18 protein-coding genes, 2 tRNA genes and 2 pseudogenes are annotated in these 19084 nt (G+C 64.8%); 15 read left to right on the top strand and 7 right to left on the bottom strand.

Annotation, left to right across the window (positions count from 1 at the left end; all coding sequences use genetic code 11):
- Positions 1-92 precede the first annotated feature (92 nt).
- From HTIA_RS15910 to HTIA_RS10570, 4 genes and pseudogenes are all read left to right on the top strand, one after another.
- A protein-coding gene (locus tag HTIA_RS15910; protein ID WP_076612197.1) for an IS1595-like element ISHti5 family transposase occupies positions 93-979 on the top strand; the annotation gives its coding sequence in 2 pieces (ribosomal slippage) (positions 93-555 and positions 555-979; 888 coding nt in all).
- Between the two features lie 983 nt (positions 980-1962).
- Positions 1963-2070 (top strand): annotated as a pseudogene (locus HTIA_RS16400) (IS6 family transposase); the annotation flags it as partial.
- Positions 2071-2233: 163 nt separating this feature from the next.
- The gene (locus HTIA_RS10565) at positions 2234-3064 is read left to right on the top strand and encodes a deoxyribonuclease IV (RefSeq protein WP_008525953.1); all 831 of its coding nucleotides are present in this window, start codon (positions 2234-2236) and stop codon (positions 3062-3064) included.
- 60 nt (positions 3065-3124) lie between these two features.
- A complete protein-coding gene (locus tag HTIA_RS10570; RefSeq protein WP_008525952.1) occupies positions 3125-3913 on the top strand; it encodes a class I SAM-dependent methyltransferase in 789 nt (262 codons plus the stop codon).
- 24 nt (positions 3914-3937) lie between these two features.
- On the opposite strand, the gene HTIA_RS10575 is transcribed toward HTIA_RS10570, so the two are convergent.
- Positions 3938-4591, bottom strand: coding sequence for a DUF7095 family protein (locus HTIA_RS10575; protein ID WP_008525951.1), 654 nt, complete (start codon positions 4589-4591; stop codon positions 3938-3940).
- Positions 4592-4667: 76 nt separating this feature from the next.
- On the opposite strand from HTIA_RS10575, the gene HTIA_RS10580 reads away from it, so the two are divergent.
- Together HTIA_RS10580 and ncsA are read left to right on the top strand one after the other, a co-directional pair.
- Positions 4668-5360, top strand: coding sequence for an alpha/beta fold hydrolase (locus HTIA_RS10580; protein ID WP_008525950.1), 693 nt, complete (start codon positions 4668-4670; stop codon positions 5358-5360).
- A 34-nt stretch (positions 5361-5394) separates the two neighbouring features.
- On the top strand, positions 5395-6354 hold the full coding sequence (gene ncsA, locus HTIA_RS10585) for a tRNA 2-thiolation protein NcsA (protein ID WP_008525949.1): 960 nt from the start codon (positions 5395-5397) through the stop codon (positions 6352-6354).
- A gap of 23 nt (positions 6355-6377) precedes the next feature.
- Here the strand turns inward: ncsA and ftsZ are convergent, their stop codons facing one another.
- The 3 genes from ftsZ to HTIA_RS10600 form a co-directional block, all read right to left on the bottom strand.
- Positions 6378-7580, bottom strand: coding sequence for a cell division protein FtsZ (gene ftsZ, locus HTIA_RS10590; protein WP_008525948.1), 1203 nt, complete (start codon positions 7578-7580; stop codon positions 6378-6380).
- A gap of 3 nt (positions 7581-7583) precedes the next feature.
- On the bottom strand, positions 7584-7772 hold the full coding sequence (locus HTIA_RS10595) for a ribbon-helix-helix domain-containing protein (RefSeq protein WP_008525947.1): 189 nt from the start codon (positions 7770-7772) through the stop codon (positions 7584-7586).
- A gap of 225 nt (positions 7773-7997) precedes the next feature.
- Positions 7998-8531: a double zinc ribbon domain-containing protein gene (locus HTIA_RS10600; RefSeq protein WP_008525946.1), complete on the bottom strand. Its 534-nt coding sequence runs from the start codon at positions 8529-8531 to the stop codon at positions 7998-8000.
- A gap of 150 nt (positions 8532-8681) precedes the next feature.
- Here HTIA_RS10600 and HTIA_RS10605 point away from each other — a divergent pair.
- Positions 8682-8755, top strand: a tRNA-Tyr gene (locus tag HTIA_RS10605).
- A gap of 307 nt (positions 8756-9062) precedes the next feature.
- Here HTIA_RS10605 and HTIA_RS10610 read toward each other — a convergent pair.
- The gene (locus HTIA_RS10610; protein WP_049816610.1) at positions 9063-9992 is read right to left on the bottom strand and encodes a phosphotriesterase family protein; all 930 of its coding nucleotides are present in this window, start codon (positions 9990-9992) and stop codon (positions 9063-9065) included.
- Positions 9993-10449: 457 nt separating this feature from the next.
- Here HTIA_RS10610 and HTIA_RS10615 point away from each other — a divergent pair.
- The 4 genes and pseudogenes from HTIA_RS10615 to HTIA_RS10630 form a co-directional block, all read left to right on the top strand.
- A pseudogene (locus HTIA_RS10615) lies at positions 10450-10655 on the top strand (aldo/keto reductase); the annotation flags it as partial.
- A 210-nt stretch (positions 10656-10865) separates the two neighbouring features.
- Positions 10866-11774: a DUF4129 domain-containing protein gene (locus HTIA_RS10620; RefSeq protein ID WP_148290952.1), complete on the top strand. Its 909-nt coding sequence runs from the start codon at positions 10866-10868 to the stop codon at positions 11772-11774.
- Positions 11771-13663 (top strand): DUF58 domain-containing protein, encoded by a 1893-nt coding sequence (locus HTIA_RS15915; RefSeq protein ID WP_008525941.1) that lies wholly within the window; start codon positions 11771-11773, stop codon positions 13661-13663. The genes HTIA_RS10620 and HTIA_RS15915 overlap by 4 nt, the downstream gene beginning before the upstream one ends.
- Positions 13663-14154: a DUF7519 family protein gene (locus HTIA_RS10630; protein WP_008525939.1), complete on the top strand. Its 492-nt coding sequence runs from the start codon at positions 13663-13665 to the stop codon at positions 14152-14154. The genes HTIA_RS15915 and HTIA_RS10630 overlap by 1 nt, the downstream gene beginning before the upstream one ends.
- Positions 14155-14174: 20 nt before the next feature.
- Here HTIA_RS10630 and HTIA_RS10635 read toward each other — a convergent pair whose 3' ends face one another.
- A complete protein-coding gene (locus HTIA_RS10635) occupies positions 14175-14411 on the bottom strand; it encodes a helix-turn-helix domain-containing protein (RefSeq protein WP_008525937.1) in 237 nt (78 codons plus the stop codon).
- A gap of 156 nt (positions 14412-14567) precedes the next feature.
- On the opposite strand from HTIA_RS10635, the gene HTIA_RS10640 reads away from it, so the two are divergent.
- From HTIA_RS10640 to HTIA_RS10650, 3 genes are read left to right on the top strand one after another with little or no spacing between them, the layout of a single operon-like run.
- On the top strand, positions 14568-15470 hold the full coding sequence (locus HTIA_RS10640; protein ID WP_008525935.1) for a DUF4129 domain-containing protein: 903 nt from the start codon (positions 14568-14570) through the stop codon (positions 15468-15470).
- Entirely contained in the window at positions 15467-17389 is a 1923-nt protein-coding gene (locus HTIA_RS10645; RefSeq protein WP_008525932.1) for a DUF58 domain-containing protein, read from the top strand. The genes HTIA_RS10640 and HTIA_RS10645 overlap by 4 nt, the downstream gene beginning before the upstream one ends.
- Positions 17389-17880 carry a DUF7519 family protein gene (locus HTIA_RS10650; protein WP_008525931.1) on the top strand — a complete coding sequence of 164 codons (492 nt, stop codon included), beginning with the start codon at positions 17389-17391 and terminating at the stop codon, positions 17878-17880. Before HTIA_RS10645 ends, HTIA_RS10650 begins: the two co-directional genes overlap by 1 nt.
- A gap of 1 nt (position 17881) precedes the next feature.
- On the opposite strand, the gene HTIA_RS10655 is transcribed toward HTIA_RS10650, so the two are convergent.
- Positions 17882-18829 carry an AAA family ATPase gene (locus tag HTIA_RS10655; RefSeq protein ID WP_008525930.1) on the bottom strand — a complete coding sequence of 316 codons (948 nt, stop codon included), beginning with the start codon at positions 18827-18829 and terminating at the stop codon, positions 17882-17884.
- Between the two features lie 126 nt (positions 18830-18955).
- Here HTIA_RS10655 and HTIA_RS10660 point away from each other — a divergent pair.
- A tRNA-Ser gene (locus HTIA_RS10660) sits at positions 18956-19040 on the top strand.
- Positions 19041-19084: the final 44 nt, after the last annotated feature.

Genomic DNA, 19084 nt, shown 5'->3' on the forward strand with positions numbered 1-19084 from the left:
ATAAACAGGTCAACCAGGGTATTAGAGATTGCAGCTGTCGCTCATCTGTAGCAGTGAATACTTTGTGAGTGGAGTTCGTAGCTGACTCCAAGATGGTAAGCAGAGAGAGCGTGGATGAGGTCTTTCTGCCTGACAAAGATGATTGTCTAGAGTATCTCCGTGAACAGCGATGGCCAGAAGAGGTAATGTGTCCGCACTGCGAGAGTGCGGACACGATCAAGAAGGGGACGACGAGAAAGGGTGCTCAACGCTATCGCTGTCACAACTGTGATAGTATTTTCAACGATCTTACCGAGACCATATTTGCCGAGCACAAGCTTTCACTCCCGGAGATGTTCCATATCATTCGAGGGATGGAAGAGGACAAAACATCACAGATAACTCAGGAACTTGACCGAACATACAAGACGGTCTTGGACTTCGTCCATGAAGTCCAAGACGCTCTTGACGACGATCCAGAGTTTGATCTCACTGGTGTTTGCGAAGCTGACGAGGTCTACGTCGTGGCTGGTGAGAAAGGTACCAAGCAGGCGAGTCCGCGCTCGCGCGGACTCAAAAAAAGGGACGCGGAACGTTCGAGTCAGACAAACCGCCAGTCGTGACACTCGTCCGTCGCTCCGACGGACGAGTTCGGTTCCTCGTTCGTGAAGATCTCGAAGATGTAGACGAGGACATCGTCGAATACGGCGATGAAGACGATCCGGCGATCCTCTGCACCGATCAGTACAGCATCTACGACGGTATCGACGAGTACGACGAGATTGATGGCCATCTCGCCATCAATCACGACGAACACTACGTCGTCGGTGATGCTCACACGAACAGCTGTGAGAACCGCCATAGCTTCCTTCGCAACTGGTTGCGAAGGTTCCGAGGCGTCTCAAAACACCACTTACAGGGCTATTTGAACTTCTTCAGTCTCACACTCAACACAGATCGCTGGTTCGAGAAAATCCTAAGTACTGACTTCTACAGATGAGCGTTCTTTGATACTCCCGAACAAAATATATGAATCGCCGCCAGTTCCTTACCACGATCGGGAGCGGAACAGGCATATCTCTCGCTGGATGTATTTCTTTTGCGAATACACCCACAAACCCATCCGGGGACGGGTCGTTTCAACGACGTTCTGTGTCCATCATTTCCCGCGATGAAATACCCGATGATGTCTCCGCATCACTTTCCGTTGATGCCATCTCAGATGTAGCGGCTCCCGATAAGATGGTCAAATTTCAATTCACGCTCACTAATCGATACGACAATGTTCGATCTTTTGATGTGGGTAGCATTCCCGTCCCGAATCTTCTAATTGGAAAGAGTGACCCACCTCACTACGTGCTTCTACAACCATCACACTGGACGGCAGACGACCGACGCGCTAACTGTTGGGAGAGCAACGCACCCGATAAAGACCCCTACCGAGTAGTGCCTGAGGAGAGACAAGTAGACCTGGAACCAAGCGAATCCCACTCTGGTGACGCCGCACTGTGGGGAAGCGTAGAGGATGATGTGTGTTGGCCGACAGGAAAATACAGATTTAGAAATGACGTAAGTCTTGATGGTACCATATTCACGTGGGGATTCCGGTTTGAAGTGGCCAAGCAGTGATTCCATCCAGCTACCGGTAGTTCACCGACTTTCTGTTGAAGTAGCATCAACGGAAAAGTGGATTGCGCGTCTGTGTTGGCCGCAGATGAATATTTTGAGCTCATTGCATCTGTGCTGATTCCGCTAGACTAATCGGCTAAGCCCTCGCTGAGTCCACCGCTTGAGTGGCGACGCTATTCAGTAGCGCAGAATCCACGCAATTTCCCACACTTCTCCGATAATCACGCCCGCAAGCATTTGAGATCGACTCTCCATCGCCGAGAAAAACACAAATCAACTTATTTTGGTGGTGTTTAGTTATGCGTGAAAAGTGAGGCAGGAAAATTTTCGGATGGTCTTTGGCCGAAATCACCCATCTCAGCAGCAAGCAGTAGTGAGTGGATCGAATTAGATTTTGTGGAGCGCGAACAGACACCGCCCCAGCTGATGGAGTTGAGTACTGGATTGTATTTGGCCGGACTATAACTATTTTTTGATGACTGGCTCGCCAGCACCGTAGACTCTAGTTTCACCATTCAACCACGTCGTTCACCCCCTGATTTCGCTTGTAGATTTCTCAAACTGCCAATCCGGGGGTGTTGTCACTGTCGAAGCGCCTATGTCCGGCAGGGCCGAGGGTCGAAACATGCAAATCGGGGCTCACACCTCCATCGCCGGCGGCGTTTCCAACGCCGTCGAGGAACAGGTCGAGTACGACGGCAACTGCGGTCAGATCTTCTCACACTCACCGCAGGTCTGGCAGGAACCGTCGATCGAGGACAGCGAGGCCGAGGCGTTTCGCGACCGATCGGTCGAGGCCGACGTCGGGCCGTGGGTGATCCATGCCTCGTATCTGGTCAACCTCTGTACGCCCAAGGACGACCTCCGGGAGAAGTCGATCGCGAGTCTCCAAGAGGAGGTCGACGCCGCGGCGACACTCGACATCGAGTACGTCAACGTCCACCTCGGGGCCCACACGGGCGCGGGCGTCGAACAGGGGCTGGCGAATGCCGCCAGCGCGCTCGACGAACTTGACGTTCCCGAGGACGTGACCGTCCTCATCGAGTCGGACGCCGGCAGCGGGACGAAGCTCGGTGACGACTTCGAGCACCTCGCGACAGTCCTGGACGCGAGCGAGCAGGACCTCGGTGTCTGTCTCGACACCGCCCACCTCTTCGCTGCGGGGTACGACCTTTCGACGCCCGACGCGGTCGCGGAGACCGTCGCCGAATTCGACGGGAAGGTGGGCCTGGACCACCTGGAATGTCTCCACCTCAACGACTCGAAACACGCCTGCGGGACGAACAAGGACGAACACGCCCACCTCGGCGAGGGCGAGATCGGCGAGGCCGGCATCGCGGCCGTCGTCACTCACGACGCCTTGCGGGAGTTGCCGTTCGTTCTGGAGACGCCGACCGAGGACGGCCGGGGCTTCGCCTGGAACGTCGAGCGAGCGCGGGAACTCTGTGAGGCCTGAAGACGGCGTCATCGCACTGCGGATCGACCACCTTTTGGACGCCCGTCGGCTATCGCGGGTATGCGCCGGTTCGACGCCGAGTACCTCACGCACACTCGCCGCGGCATGTGGATGGACTCTCATGGAGCGCTTTCCCCTCTCGATCTGTCGACTCGCGAACGGGTGCTCGACGTCGGCAGCGGCACGGGGGCGCTCACCAGGGTTCTCCGGGCGGAAGCTGCGGGGGACGTCGTCGCTGTCGATGCGGATCCGAAGCTCCTCGACCACGTGGAGGGGCCGACGGTCGTCGGTGACGCGTTCCGACTCCCCTTTCCCGAGGACACCTTCGATCTGGTGATCTGTCAGGCACTCCTGATCAATCTGCCTGAACCCGTCGACGCCCTTCGGGAGTTCGCCCGTGTCTCCCGGGACGGCGTCGCGGTGATCGAACCGGACAACGGGAGCGTGACGGTCGACTCGACCGTCGGCGGTGAATCGGCACTCGCTGGTCAAGCCCGCGAGCACTACCTCGCCGGCGTCGACACCGACGTCACGCTCGGGTCGGACGCGGAGTCGATCCTTGCCGACGCCGGCCTGGATTCGATCGAGGTCACACGATACGATCACGACCGCACCATCTCGCCCCCGTACGACGAGGCCGACGTCGAATCCGCCCGTCGAAAGGCCAGCGGTGACGGGCTCGCAACCGATCGTGAGACGATGCTCGACGGCGGGTTGACAGCCGATGGATACGACTCTCTCAGACAGCGCTGGCGGCAAATGGGACGGGACGTGATCGAACAGATGGCCGAGCGGACCTACGAGCGGACCGAAACCGTCCCGTTCTACGTCGCGGTGGGACAGGTCTGAGGGCGGACCACAGCTGTCGCCCACTCAGACGACGTCGCCACGCACGCTGACGCCGTCCTGGCGTTCCCGGTAGGTCTCGACGGCGTCTGCAGCCTCCCGTGCGACGCTCTCTTCGGCTCCGAGCATCTCGAGTGCGCCCGAAAGCGGCGGGAAGACATACTCACCATCCCGGAGTTTGGTGAACGCGTCACCGGACCGTTCGCCGTCGATCCACAGGCAGACCCCTCGGGGATCGAGGATGTTTTCGTAGGACTCCCGAGCGAGTGCACCCTCGAGTCGCTGGGTGACGTTGTCCTCGAAGGAGGCGTTACAGACCTCGAGGTGGATCGGTTCGTCCTCGCCGAAGAGGTGGGCCCCGAGACACTTCTCCGGGGCGACGTGGCCACTCGGGTTCGCCCGCACTGCGTCGGGGTGCTCGCGCGCCCACTCGGTGCGGACCGTCTCGCCGATCCCCTCGACGCCGAAACGGTCGTTCAGTTCGGCCGCACGTTCGTCGGCCCGGCCGAACAGCAGGTCCTTCGTGAGATAGACATCGAGGCGCTCGACCGGATCGACGCCGAGCGCGAGATCCCCGTAGACCCAGACTTCCCGGACGGGGACGGGCATCGTCTCGTCCTCGATCGTCTCAAGCAAGGTTTCGAGACGATCGACGGCCGCCTCGCGGTCGAGTTCCGTCATCAGCGGGGCTACCGCTCGCGGCGCGAAAACGGTTGCCCCGCGCAGGCTTTTTGCCGACAGTCCACGATTGTGAACCATGCACACGGAGAGTTACGGGACGGGAGCTGACCTCGTGTTCGTCCTCGGGTGGGGGAACAAGCCCGAACACGAGACCGTCCGCTGGCTGATCGACCGCCTCGTCGAGGCTGGGTATCGCGTCCACGCAATCGAGATCCCGACGACGATCACTGACTTCGACGCCGAGTACCGCCAGCCGGTCGCCGAGTACGTCGCGACGCTGTCGTCGTATCGCCTCCTCACCCACAGCACGGGTGGGCTCATCGGCGCGTTCCTCACTGGGCCGGACACCCGCGTCTACCTCAGTCCATGGTGGGGGATCCACGAGGACCAGGACGGACTCCTCGCGAGGTTGTTCGCCCGTCTCCCGATCGCCCGTCCGCTCTTCCCGACGGGAATCGACGCCGAGGCCATCGGGACGCTCGCTTCTGGGGACCAACTGGCCGACGGTCCCGACGCCATCGCACCGACGTTTCTCCGGGAAGTCAGACGTGCTCAGGCGTCGTTACCGCCGTTCCGATCGGATAGCGTCGTCTTCTTCTCTCCCGACGATCGGGTCGTCAGCCCGGCGGCGATACAGGAACGCGCGCCGGCGGACAATCGGGTCCCATACGACGGCGGGCACGAACTGTTCTCCTCACCGGGACGCGAAGAGTACCTCCCGCTCGTGCTGGTGGCGATCGAGTCCGGGGCCGGCGCGTTAGAGCCGTAACGGTCAACCGTGCCCCTCCGCTACCCGGGAGCGAATGGATTGCGATAGGTGCGGTGAGGATGCGGTCATGCACGCGGCCTACTCCGGGGCCCATCTCTGTGCGACGCACTTTCGCCGCTCGGTCGAGAAACGGATGCGTCGGCGGATCCGCGAGGACGGCCTCGTCCCCCGTGACGCGACGCCCGAGGACCCGGTGACGTGGCTGATCGGCCTCTCGGGCGGGAAGGATAGCGTCGTGCTCACCCAACTCCTGGCCGAAACCTTCGCCGAGGACCCACGGATCGAACTCGTCGCCCTTTCTATCCACGAAGGAATCGAGGGGTACCGCGACGAGAGCCTCGACGCCGCCGAGGCGCTCACCGACGACCTCGCCCTCCGCCACGAGACTGTCAGCTACAGCGAGGAGTTCGGCGTCCGGATGGACGATGTCGTCGAGGACGACCCAGAGAACATGGCGGCCTGTGCCTATTGTGGCGTGTTCCGCCGGGACCTTCTCTCGCGGTACGCCGACGAGTACGACGCCGACCTGCTGTTGACCGGCCACAACCTCGACGACGAGGCCGAGACGGCACTCATGAACTTCTTCGAGGGCGACGTCGACCAGATGGCCAAGCACTTCGACGCCAGTCTCGGACCCATGCCCGAGCGATCGCTGACTGACAAGCACGTGCCGCGTGCCAAGCCGCTGCGGGACGTTCCGGAGAAGGAGGTCGCGCTATACGCCCGCCTGGCCGACCTGCCGGCACACATCACCGAGTGTCCCCATGCCGAGGAGGCCTACCGCGGCGAGATCCAGGAGTTGCTCTATTCGATGGAGGAAGCCCATCCAGGGACGCGCCACTCGATCATGGCCGGCTACGAGCAGTTGGCGCGATATGCGGCCGAACGCGTCGACACTGATGACGGTGCGTACGACGCGTGTGACACCTGCGGTGCGCCGACGTCGGGCGATCGATGTCGGAAGTGCCAGTTGCTGAGTGCTCTTGCGGCCTGAGAGAGACGGAGAAACGGTTGGACTCAGTCCGTCCGGATGACGTCGAGTCCGTTGTTCTTCTCGACTTCGCTGCGGCCGCCGTCAGTCTCGCCGAAGTTGCGCTGTCCGGTTCCGATCTCGGTGTCCACGTTCGCGCTCGCGTCGAAGGCCTCCTCGCCTATGTCTTCGCCGTCGATCGCCGCGCGGGACTTGTTGGCCTGCTTCTGGGTCGTCGGACCGAGAACCTGTGCGGACTGGACGCCGGTCATGATCGCCATGACCCGCACCTTCCCCTTGTAGTCGTCCTCGATGCGCGCGCCCCAGATGACGTTGGCGTTGGCCTCCAGACGGTCGGTGATGTTGCTCGCGATGCCCTCTGCCTCGTCGAGGGTGAGATCCGGTCCCCCGGTGATGTGGACCAGTCCGCCGCTCGCGCCGCGGTAGTCGACGTCGAGCAGCGGATGGTTCATCGCGTCGCTGACCACCTCTTGGGTCTTGTTCTTGTCCTGGGTCTCGCCGACGAGCATCACTGCCACGCCACCCTGGTTCATGATCGCGGACATGTCCGCGTAGTCCAGGTTGATCAGGCTGGGCTGGGTGATCGTCTCGCTGATCCCCTTGACCGTCTCGGCGATGATCTGATCCATCACCGAGAAGGCCTTGCCGATCGGGAGGTTCGGGACGTAATCCAGCAGGCGGTTGTTGTCGAGGACGATGATCGAGTCGGCCTCGTTGCGGAGGTTTTCGAGCCCCTCCTCGGCCTTGACCGTCCGTGCGCGCTCGACGTTGAACGGCGTCGAGACCATGCCGACGACGATTGCGCCCTGCTCCTTGGCGATCTTCGAGACGACGGGGGCCGCGCCGGTCCCGGTCCCGCCGCCCATGCCCGCCGTCACGAACACGAGATCGGCGTCGCCCAGTACTTCCTTGATCGTGCCCTGGGCCATCTCGGTGGCGCGCTCGCCCATCGAGGGGTCGCCGCCCGCCCCGAGCCCATTAGTCAGGGACTTGCCGACGAGGATCTTCGTGTCGGCTTCGATCATCTTGAGGTGTTGTTTGTCGGTGTTCAGCGCGATCGTGTCCGCGCCGTCGACGCCGATGTTGTAGAGGCGATTGACCGTGTTGTTACCCGCACCGCCACAGCCGACGATCACGATCCGCGGGTCGCCGAACTCGTCACTCTCTGCGTCCATCTCGCGCTGTTCTTCCTCCTCGTGTTTCAGGGCGGAGTTGACTATATCCTGCATAGTCTACACCTTCGCCCACGTCCGGCGCTTGCGCTTCTCGGACGGACGTTCTTTTGCCGTGTCCTGCTCGGCGAGCATATCTCGGACGGCCGCCCGGATCGCCTCGCTCCGGTTGGGGTACTCCCCCGTTTCGACCATCCGCTCGACCTCCTCGATCTGTTGCTTCGGAATCCGTAGTGTCACACGCTCCATGTTTTTATCGTTCCCCTTTGGGTAAGACGGGGATGCGGCACGTGTGCCTGTCTTACACGATCGAACCGCCAGACGGCGGCCGGTGGCGAGCGAACCGCCACGGTGTAAGACGACCCGTCTTACGCATACCGTACCACAGACTGAATCATTATAAAAGTTTCCCCGAGTGTAAGACACTCGGGCGTGAACGCGCGTAAACGCCGTAGAGACGGCGTTTACGCGGGCTTACTGATCGAGGACGTCAGCCGCTGCCGTCCGTCTGCCACAGCTGGGGCAGAACGACCAGTCCGAGCGGAGTTCGTCGCCGCACTCACAGAAGACACGTCGAGCGGTCTTCTCGCCGCAGTTAGGGCAGTAGACGTGGTCGTCGGCCACTGTCTCGCCACATTGTGAGCACGTTCGCTCGGTGGAACGTTCGGTGACGGCGTCCGTCGGCTCTGTCTCGTCCGACGCTGTCTTGGATGGCGTCGAGGTGGTTGCGACGGCGTCTTCCAGCGAGATGTTCACGTTGACGTCCTGTGGCTGGGGTCGCCTGCGCTCGCCCAGTCGCTCGGCGAGTACTGCGTCGACACGTTCCACGATGAGGTCGTCGAGGCTCTCCTCGGCGCTCGTCGGTTCCGGCGTTGATTCGGACGGTTCTCCGTCCGCATCTTCGAGGTACGTCCGGAGTGCCTCGCGCATGACCTCGCTCTTGGATGCGTCGAACGCTTCCAGTTGCGCGACGAGGTCGTCGTCAGCGCGGAACGTGATCTTGCTCATACGGCCTGTCATACCCGTTGTCAGCCATCCTACTTTAATCTTCGTGAATGTCTGACGCGCGTCATCCCCGTCTGGGCGGGGCTGTCGGGTCTGGGTTTCGTTCCGAATGGCAACCGTTAAGTCCGACACCCGACCAAGATGTAGGTGCGCCCGCCCTTAGCTCAGACTGGTAGAGCAGTCGACTGTAGATCGACTTGTCCCCCGTTCAAATCGGGGAGGGCGGACTCGTTCTGACGCCGACTACGAACGAAGTGAGCCAGCGGCGTCTATCGAGTTTCCCACGACCCGATTTGAGCCTGGAAGTCGCAGCCCCGGAACGGCGCGTAGCGCCGCAGGCCCGGAACGTCTCTCATCTGTTCAAATCGGGGAGGGCGGACTGCGAGACTCGAACCTCGTGAGAGTCTCGACTAGCGAGCGGCCCAGCCGCGAGCAGACTTCTTCCGAGCGGAGAGAAGCCTCGGTTTTGTGGAGCGGCGAACATCGTGAGCCCCGAGTGACTTCTCGCGACACTCACGGGCGTCGCGTGTGTATTCACCGGCTGTAGGCGTCGAAGGGGTTTTCGTGGACGATCGTCTCGATAGCGGCGTCGTCGACGCTGGACGCGCGGAGTTTCGGCAGGAATGACTCGACGATGTAGGTATAGGGGTCGATGTCGCCGCCGTCCGGCTCACTCGGGTCGTAGTAGCCCCGGTCCTGGCTCAACAGAACGCGATCGGTGTACCCGCGCTCGGTCATGTGTGCGACGAGGTCGATGTAGGTCTGGTCGTCCTGGTCGTCACCGCCGATCCAGTCGTACTCGACGAACGCACCGCGCTCTGCCGCGCGCTCGTGGGAGTCGCGGTCCGCCTCGGCCTGGGCGTGGATCCAGATGAACCGCGACGGGTCGTACCCTTCGGCTTTGATGATATCGAGTTGCTGGTCGACGACATCGCCGTGCAGCGTGTGGCTGCCGATTACCGCACCCGTCTCGGCGCCGGCCCGCGCCGCGGCCCGGAGGATCTTTTCCTCGTCCGGCGAGAGCCCCTCGGGATCGTCGTCGTCAGTGCTCACCTTGATCCAGGCTGCCCGAACGCCGGTGTCGTCGATCCCCTCGGTCAACTCCGCGAGCATCCAGTCGGTGAGATCCTCGACGCTCATGTCCCGGGCCCACTGGGGGATGTTCGGTTCCTGGTAGATCCCGGTCGGGACGACGATCGGGAAGTCCGTCGCTTCAGAGACCGCGAGGTCGATGTCGACGCGTCGTCCGACACCCTCCGGCGTACACTCGACGAGTGCGTCGATCCCGGCGTCTATCGCGCGTTCGATCTCCGGGCCGATCCGATCGATCACTGCCTCGGCTTGGGCGTCCTTCCAGTTTTCGTCCGCCATCGGACCGAGGTCGACGAAGACGTGTTCGTGTGCCAATAGCAGGTCGATCTCGTCCCGCTCGAACGTCCCCTGCGTGGTGATGAGGTGTGACACGATAGCTCTCTCGGCGGTAGTCGGGAAGTACGTTTTCATCACTGGGATCGAACTGGTCCATGAAGGGGGTCAATTCAGCGCGTTTCTGTCGCCATCGAGTTTTGCGGCCGTGGCTGTCCGCTTTGACTTCCCTCGGAGACGATCGACAGACGTGGATACGATCTATCCGGATAAACGATCGCATCGTTTTTTGGTGGCGGGTTGTGGATTCAAAGTGTGGTTCCAATGGGTGTCTTCAGCAGGGACCGATCGGGGTCGGCGGCGGGAGGGTCACGACCCTACATCTGTCTGTCCTGTGAAACGCGGTTTTCCGTCCAGTACCACGCGTGCCCGGAGTGTGGGAGTTACGACGTCCGTCACGTGAAGTGGGTCGAGGCCTGAAGCGGTCGGGCCGGCCAGTCGTCGAGCGTGGGTGTGGTAGCACCGCGGCCAGGACGAACCCTCGAAGAGCACGTCGGAGAACATGACGATGGCCCAGATGGCCCTGCGGTGGATCCTGGGTCACGACGCTGTTTCCACGGTGATTCCTGAAGCGACCTCGCCCGAGCACATCCGGGACAACGTTGAAGCCGCGGAGATGGACCCGCTGTCTCATGAGGCCCACGGCGCAGTGCGGGACATTTACGAGGAGTTCGTCTCCGAGATGTCCACCACCGCTGGTGAGGGGTGGGCAGACTCTGTCGGCAGCTCCGGTCTCGCTGTGGCGTCGTCTGTCCAGCGCGTAAACCGAATTTAGGGATAAATAATCGTGTGGTAGTTGTCCTCATGACCTGTGTGTCCATGCTTGTCCGTTTCATTCGCCGGCGAATGTCGATCACAACACACAGTGCGAAGTGGTAACGCTCATGCCGCTCCGAACAGAAGGCCATGCCGATGCAGGTAGACCGCCGGACGGTGGGTATCATCGTCGTCGGGGTGCTCGGCGTTCTCGGACTCGTTCTCTCGGCGGCGACGCTGACTGACCCGGTCGGGGAGGACGTTGACGGTGAATGGGCCGATCCCGGAATCGGCGAGGATCCGGCGGGCGAAATCTTCAGCGGCTCACTCGATCTGCCGATTCCACCGCTGTATCTCGACGTGCTCTGGACAGTTTTGGCTGTCGGCTCGCTCGTCTTGTTGCTCGGCAGTCTCGCACTCCTCGATACGGACGAGTTGGTCCGCATTTTGCTACTGCTGGCCGTTTCGGCGATCTTTTTCGTCGGCCAGGTCTGGCTGCTGGACGGGGCTGGAGGGGGCCGTCTCTTCGATTTCGCGGGAAATCTGTCGGTGGGCAACGAGACAGTGCCCTCGCTTTCGACCGGCGAGTCGGCGTCGCCGGGCGGTGGCGGGGTTTCGCCGTATCTGCTCGGGGCTGGGGCTCTCGTGGTCGTGGTCACCGCTGGCCTCCTCTACGCGCGGTCAGGTGACGAAGCGGCGATCGACACTCCTGGGGAGGGTCCAGACGGGAACGCAGGCGAGGCCCGACTCAGCGCGATCGGCCAAGCGGCCGGTCGGGCGGCCGACGCCCTCGACACGACGGATGTCGGGGCGAGCAACGCCGTCTACGAGGCCTGGGTCGAGATGACGGAGCCACTCGACGTGACGGATCCGGACACGACGACTGCCGGCGAGTTCGCCGACGTCGCGATCGCGGCCGGGATGGCTCCCGGAGACGTCGAGGAACTCACACAGATCTTCGAGGACGTTCGGTACGGCGACGCACCCGTTTCTCCGGAGCGTGCCGAACGCGCCCGGGCGGCGCTGCGACATATCGAGGCGACCTACGCGGGTGAGGACCGATGACGTCGGACGAGTCTTCCACATCCGAGCTGCGTCTTCCACACGTCGGACGCCTCCGCGGCGCGATCGCCTTGCTTGCGGTCCTCGGGGGCATCGCGATCATCGTCCGACCGTCCCTCGCGTCGGACGTGGCCCTGGAATACGGGATCGTGCCGGTACTCGGCGTGGCCGTCCTGGCGGTGGCGCTCCGCTACTGGATCGGTCTCGCGTTGACGTCGATCGAGTCAGCAACGTTGCCCACAGTCGAGGGTCGCGCGTCGATTTCCGTCCCGGGTGGGGCGTTCGACCGGACGATCGCCGACCGGCGCGTCTCCTCGATCACCCGACTCCGGGCCAGAGAGGCGGTCCTCGACCGACTCCGGTCGGTGGCCGAGCAACTGTCCGGGCGCGATCGTACCGGCCCGGAGGGGACGTCGGCCGGTAGCGACGACGCCGTCGACGCGCTATTCGAGGACGGTGCGGGGCTACGCGAGCGATTGAGAGATGCCAGGACAGGCGAGACGGCGTTTCAGCGCCAGGTGAGGGCCGCCGTCGCCGCTCTCGCCGACCGCCACGATGGCGAGCGGCCGTCGATCGAACTCGACGTGACCGCGGACGAACCAGTGCCCACGCCGACCCAGCCAGGGCTGCGGGCGACCAATCGGTGGCGACTCCTCAAACCGATGGGGCTTACGGCCGTCGGGATCGGCGCGGTGTTCGGCTCGGCGACGCTCTTGCTCGTGGGCGCGCTCGTCGGCGGCGTCGCCGTCGTTGCTGCGGCTGGTTCCGCCCCGTCGACCTCGATTCGGATTACCCGACAAGTCGAATCCACCCAGCCGACGCCCGGCGAGGCCGTGCGGGTGACCATCGAGGTCGAGAACGTGGGCAATCGCTTCGTCCCCGACCTCCGGGTCGTCGATCGGGTTCCCGAGGGCCTCTCGGTCACGGCTGGCTCGCCCCGGTACGGAACCGCGCTTCGGCCGGGCGCGACAGCGACCTACGACTATCGGGTCACGTCCGTCCGGGGCCGTCACGAGTTCGGCGACGCGGCCCTTTCGGTCCGGAATTTTTCCGGGACTCTCGAACGCGTCGAAGACGTTTCCGTCGCGGGTGACGCGGCGGTGACGTACGACGTGAGGCGAGCTATGGAGCGCGCTGTGCCAGTACGCGACCAGACGTCCCGGAGCGTCGGGCGCGTGGTCACCGACGTCGGCGGCAGCGGCGTCGAGTTTCACTCGGTCAGACAGTACCGGACCGGCGACCCGCTCAACCGGATCGACTGGAGCCGAGCGGCTCGCGGCGAGGGCCTGGCGACCCTGCAGTTCCGTGAGGAGCGCTCGGCGACGGTCGTGGTTCTCGTCGATGCGCGCCGGGAGGCCTACGTCGCCCCCGAGACGGACGCCCCCTCGGCCGTCGACCGGAGCGTCCTCGCGGCGGCGGAGATCACCTCGGCGCTGCTCGACAGCGACGATCAGGTGGGCCTGGCCGCGCTCTCGCCTCGACAGTGCTGGGTGTCGCCAGGCTCCGGTCACGCTCATCTGACCCGGCTGCAGGCGGCGCTCGCGAACGCGGACGCGTTCGACCCGCGACCGCCCGAGCAGGCGTTCAAGCCCGCGATCCGGCTCCCGTCGATCCGCAAGCGACTCCCGGGCGTTGCCCAGCTGATCGTCCTCTCGCCGGTCTGTGACGACGAGCTCCTCACGGTCGTCCGCCAGCTCCAGGCCAGCGGCCATTCGGCGACGGTCGTCAGCCCGGACGCCACGGGCGGCGTGACGCCGGGGCGGACGCTGGCCCGGATCGAACGCGACCGCCGCCTCTCGAAACTCCGGGAGGCCGGGGTCCGCGTCGTCGACTGGGACCCGGCGGATCCGCTCGCGCTGGCGCTCTCGGCGGCCGCCCGGAGGTGGTCGTGATGGCGGATCGGGAGACGCCACCGCGGCGGACGGTCGCGCCGGCTGTCGCTGCCGCGGTGTTCGTCGTCGTGGCGACGAGTCCGGTCCCGATCGCGGGGCTGGTGGCGATCATCGGCGTCGGCGCGGTGATCGTTGGACTCACCCGGGGATCGCGTGGCGTCCTGCTGGTCGGTGTCACGGTTCAGTTCGGTAGCGTGCTCGTGGCTGCACTGGGTGCGCTCCGGCTCGAACTCGTCCTCGCCGCGTCCCTCGCAGTCTTGCTCGCCTGGGACCTCGGCGAACAGGCAATCTCCGTCGCCGAGCAATTGGCTGTGGCCGGTCGTGGCACCCGACCGCTGGTCGTCCACGCGGCCGGGGCGACGCTCGTCGGGACACTGTTGTTCGCCAGCGTTTACGGACTGTACCGGCTGGCCGGCAACGGCCAACCCGTGCCCGCACTCGCGTTGCTTCTGGGTGGGGGCGTCCTCGTCATCGCGGGGATGCGCCTCTGAGGTGCCGACTGGCCCACCCCCTATCCATCGACGTGAACGGCGATCCACCACACGCGGCTCCGACCGCCGACCTTCTTGGAGGTCACGTCTGCGGTCTCCTGGAGCTCGTGGAGTTTGTTGAGCGCGGTCCGGCGTGAACATCCGAGCGCGTCGGCGACGTCGCCGGCAGTCAGCGGTTCGGCGTAATCTGTTCGTTCGGCGAAGACGCCTGCCACGTCTTCGACAGTGTACTCGATCTCACGTCCCGGTTCGGCCATGGACGTTGGTTCGGAACGATCCTATATATTCCTCACGTGGGTATTCTTCGAGTCGACGTCGACCGCCGTGGTGACGTCGCCGTCGTCTCTTCCGAGTGATCCAGGCCGTTGTCGGGGGGACAACACTCACATTGGTCCATCGACTACCCATCGGCAGTGCAACTCGATCGACGGACGGTCGGGGTGGTGGTCGTCGGCGTACTGGGGGCGCTCGCGCTTACGTTCGCCGCCGGAACGCTGGCGAACCCTGCCGCACAGGGGAGCGGGAGTCTCGTCTCCGAAGACGGGGACTCGAGTGCGGTGTTCCAGGCCGACGACGCACTCGAACCGGACCCACAGCCGCTCCCGGAACTCGGCCCCGTGTTACAGACGGCCCTGCTGGGTCTGCTCGGACTGACGTTCGTGGTTGCCCTGTACGTCCTCTCTATCCGCGATCTGCTCAGTGTCGTGCTCGCCGTCCTCACGGCCGGTATCGGGTTCTGGCTTCTCATGGAGCTGATCATCGCGCTGACGGGTCCCGGGAGTGACGTCGGCTTCGGCCAGGACGCCGGGGCTGGCCCCCCTGGCGGGGCCGACGGCATCGCCCCCGAGGTCGGCGTGTCGACGCCACCGTCAGCCTTTCTTCTGGGGATTATCGCCGTCGTTGCGGTGCTCGCCCTGGTCGTGCTGTTCGGGCTCTCCACCGACGAGGGGCCGTCCGAACCGGACGCCGACGTCGCGGACGACGCCACGCCGGAGACGCTCACGCCCATCGGAGCCGCGGCCGGTCGCGCGGCCGCGGAAATCCAAGACGAGACGACCTCGACGTCGAACGCGGTCTATCGCGCCTGGGTAGACATGACCGACGCGCTCGACGTTCCCAATCGGGCGGCGACGACGCCAGGGGAGTTCGCCGACGTCGCGATCGAGGCCGGGATGGCACCGCGGGACGTCGAGGAACTCACGCGGCTGTTCGAGGATGTCCGGTACGGCGACGCGCCCGTCTCGGCGGCGCGAGAGCGCCAGGCGACCGACGCCCTGCGGCGGATCGAATCGACCTACGCCGGTGATGAGTCGTGAGCCGGACGACCGACCGCTCCCGACGCCCCGACGACGAGGTCGACGAGGCCTCCGCGGTCGGCCTGCGACGGTTCCTGAGTGTCCTCGGGGTGTTCGTGGTCGCCGCCGGATTCGTCGTGTTGCTCTCGCCCGACGTCGGGCGGTCGCTCTCGGTCCAGTACCTGGTCGTGATGGGCGTCGGCGTCCTGTTGATCGTCTTCGCCGCCCGCCGGTGGTTCAAGCGCTTGCTCTCGTCGGTCGATACTGTCCGAACCCCGCCCGTCGAGCGCCGGACGACGGTGTCGGTGCCGGGCGCGGACTTCGACGCGTTGCTGGCTGCGGACGCACAGAACGCCATTGGCCGACTCCAGGTCAGGACGACGGCACAGGACCGCATCCGGACGGCGGCCGAGACGGTCCTCGAAGGGGACGGCGGGGCTGTCGACGAGCAACTCGCGGCCGGGTCCTGGAGCGACGATCCCGACGCAGTCGCGCTGTTCGCCGACGAACCGACCAGCGTCCGCGATCGGGTGTCGTCGTTCGTCAGCGGGACGTCGATCCTCCAGCGACGGGTCCGCAGCGCGATCGCGGCCCTGGGACGTCTCGCTGACGAGGACGTCTCGTGGGACGAGTCCACGGCCGACACCGAAGGGACCGAACCGGCCGATCCGGGCACCCACGCGACCGATCGCTGGAACGGACTCACCGCGATCGCGCTGACCACCGTCGGCCTCGGTGTTCTCACGAGTCAGGCCAGCCTGGTTCTGGTGGGGGCCGCCCTTTCGGGACTCGGTGCGTACGCGGTCGCCGGGTCCTCGCCGTCGACGGCCGTGCGGATCTCACGGGAACTCCAGCCGGCCGATCCGCGCCCCGGCGAGTCCGTCGACGTCACCGTCGAAGTCGAAAACGTCGGCGAGCAACTCCTCTCAGACCTCCGGGTCGTCGACGGCGTGCCGGCCGATCTCACCATCGAGGCGGACAGTCCGCGCCACGGGACCGCACTCCGGCCGGGCGCGACGATGGAATATACCTACACCGTGGCTGGTATCCGGGGGAGTCACACTTTCGAGGACGCCTTCGTCGTCTCGCGGAACCTGCCGGGGACGCTCGAAGCAGTCGAGACAGTCGGTGTCGAGGGCGATCAGACGGTCACCTACGACGTCTCGACGGTGCTGGATCTGTCGGTCCCGCTTCGCAAACAGGCCTCGATGGATGTCGGGCGCGTGTTGACCGACACCGCCGGGAGTGGCCTGGAGTTCCATTCGATCAGGGAGTACCGCAGCAGCGATCCGCTGACGCGCATCGACTGGAGCCGGGCGGCCCGCGGTGAGGACCTGGCGACCTTGCAGTTTCGCGAGGAGCGCTCGGCGACGGTCGTCGTGGTGATCGACGCCCGCAAGGAAGCGTACGTCGCCAGCGACGACGACTCCCCCTCGGCCGTCGACCGGAGCGTCCTCGCGGCGGCTCAACTCGCATCGGCGCTGTCGGCTGCCGACGACCGGGTTGGGCTGGCCGCGCTCTCGCCCCGGCAATGCTGGCTGGCCCCCGGGGCCGGACACACCCACCTCGCACGCCTCCAGGACGTCCTCGCGACCGACGACGCCTTCGCACCGTCACCGCCGACGCTCCCGTACTACCGGCGCATCAACCTGCCAGCCCTCCGGAAACGACTCTCGACCGACAGCCAGCTGATCGTGTTCTCGCCGCTGGTCGACGACGAGGTCCTCGCGGTCGTCCGGAAACTCCACGCGGCCGGCCATCCGGCCACGGTCATCAGCCCCGACGCGACGGCTACCGGCACGCCCGGCCGGACGCTCGCCCGACTCGAACGGGACAACCGGCTCTCGAAGCTCCGGCGTGCCGACGTCCGTGTGGTCGACTGGGACGCCGACGAATCGCTCGCACTCGCACTCACGACGGCCGGCCGGCGGTGGTCCTGATGGACGAGGACGTCCGCCCGCCGCGATTCGCCGTCCTCCTGACCGGCGGTGCGGTCACCGTCGCGACGCTCGCGCTTTCGCTCGTGCCGGAAGCCGGCGTGCTCGCACTCGTCGGCGGCGTGCTCGCAGTCGCCGGGACTGCGCGCGGATCGCGACGCGTGCTTGGCCTCGGGACCCTCCTGGAACTGGCTGGCGGCGTTCTCGCCGGGGCGGCTTCGCTCCCGGCTGGGCTGGTGCTCGTCGGAATTGTGGGGGCCGTACTCGGGTGGGATATCGGCGAGCAGTCGATCAACGCCGCCCAGCAACTCGGCTCTGACGCCGTGGTGGTTCGATCGGTCGTCGTCCACGCGGCGGCTTCGACGCTCGTCGGTGCCGTCTCGATCGGCCTCGTCTATACGACCTATCTCGTTGCGACCGGTGGCCAGCCTCTCGCCGTCCTGGCGGCGTTTCTCGTCGGCGGCGGACTGGTCTTGCTGGCGATGCGGGCCTGAGTCAGACCGTCGGGACGGGAACCTCCTCGAGGATCCGGTCGATCACCGAGGACTTCGCCACCTCGTCGACCCTGGCGTCGGGCGTGAGGACGAGCCGATGGGCGAGTGCTGGGCGTGCGACGCGTTTGACGTCGTCGGGCGTGACGTACTCACGCCCCGAGAGTGTCGCCCGCGCCCGCGCGACCTCGAACAGTCGCTGGCTCCCCCGCGGCGAGACGCCGACCTCGACGTGACGGTGTTCGCGCGTCGCCCGCGTGATCGCGGCCATGTATTCGAGGACGTCCTCCTCGACGCGGACTGTCTCGGGAACGCCCCGGAGGGCCGTCACCGACTCGGCGTCGAGGACTGTCTCGACCGCTGGACTCTGGTCGTCGCGGCCGGCCCGTCGTCGGAGGAGTTCGACCTCGCCGTCGAGGTCGGGATAGCCCATCGTCGCCTTGATCGCGAAGCGGTCGACCTGGGCTTCGGGCAACTCGAACGTCCCCTCCATCTCGATGGGGTTCTGGGTCGCGATCACGAAAAACGGGGTCGGCAGCTGGTAGGTTTCGCCGCCGGCGGTGACCTGTCCCTCCTCCATCGCTTCGAGCAACGCCGACTGCGTCTTCGGCGGTGCGCGGTTGATCTCGTCGGCCAGCACGACGTTCGCGAAGATGGGGCCTTCGCTGAACTCGAAGGTCCGGTCGCGCTCGTTGTAGACGTGGGTGCCGGTGACGTCGGTCGGCAGCAGGTCCGGCGTGAACTGGATGCGCGAGAACGAGAGCCCGAGCGCTTTCGCCAGACTCCGGGCGGTCAGCGTCTTGCCCGTCCCGGGGACGTCCTCGAGCAGGACGTGCCCACGACCGAGGACCCCGAGCAAAACCGTTTCGAGGAACTCCTGGTCGGTGATGATCGCCGATTCGAGTTCGTCCAGCAGCCGGGTACACGTATCGCTCGCCTCGGAGACGTCCATGGACCGATGGTCGCTCCACGCACCCTTAGTTTTCGTGGTAGGGCCTGTCGGGGTCGTCGTCGGCGGACTGCCGTGGTGCGTCCAGATCGAAACGGATAAACACGGAACCGGACTACCGGAGCATGAGCCGAGGTAGCCTAGCCTGGCCAAGGCGCCTGCCTCGAGAGCAGGTGTCCTCACGGACTCGGGAGTTCAAATCTCCCCCTCGGCGCTTCTCGCGAACTCACTTGCAAGCGACTGCTTTGCATGTCGCGA

Origin of the sequence: Halorhabdus tiamatea SARL4B (assembly GCF_000470655.1) — an archaeon.
Classification (GTDB): domain Archaea; phylum Halobacteriota; class Halobacteria; order Halobacteriales; family Haloarculaceae; genus Halorhabdus; species Halorhabdus tiamatea.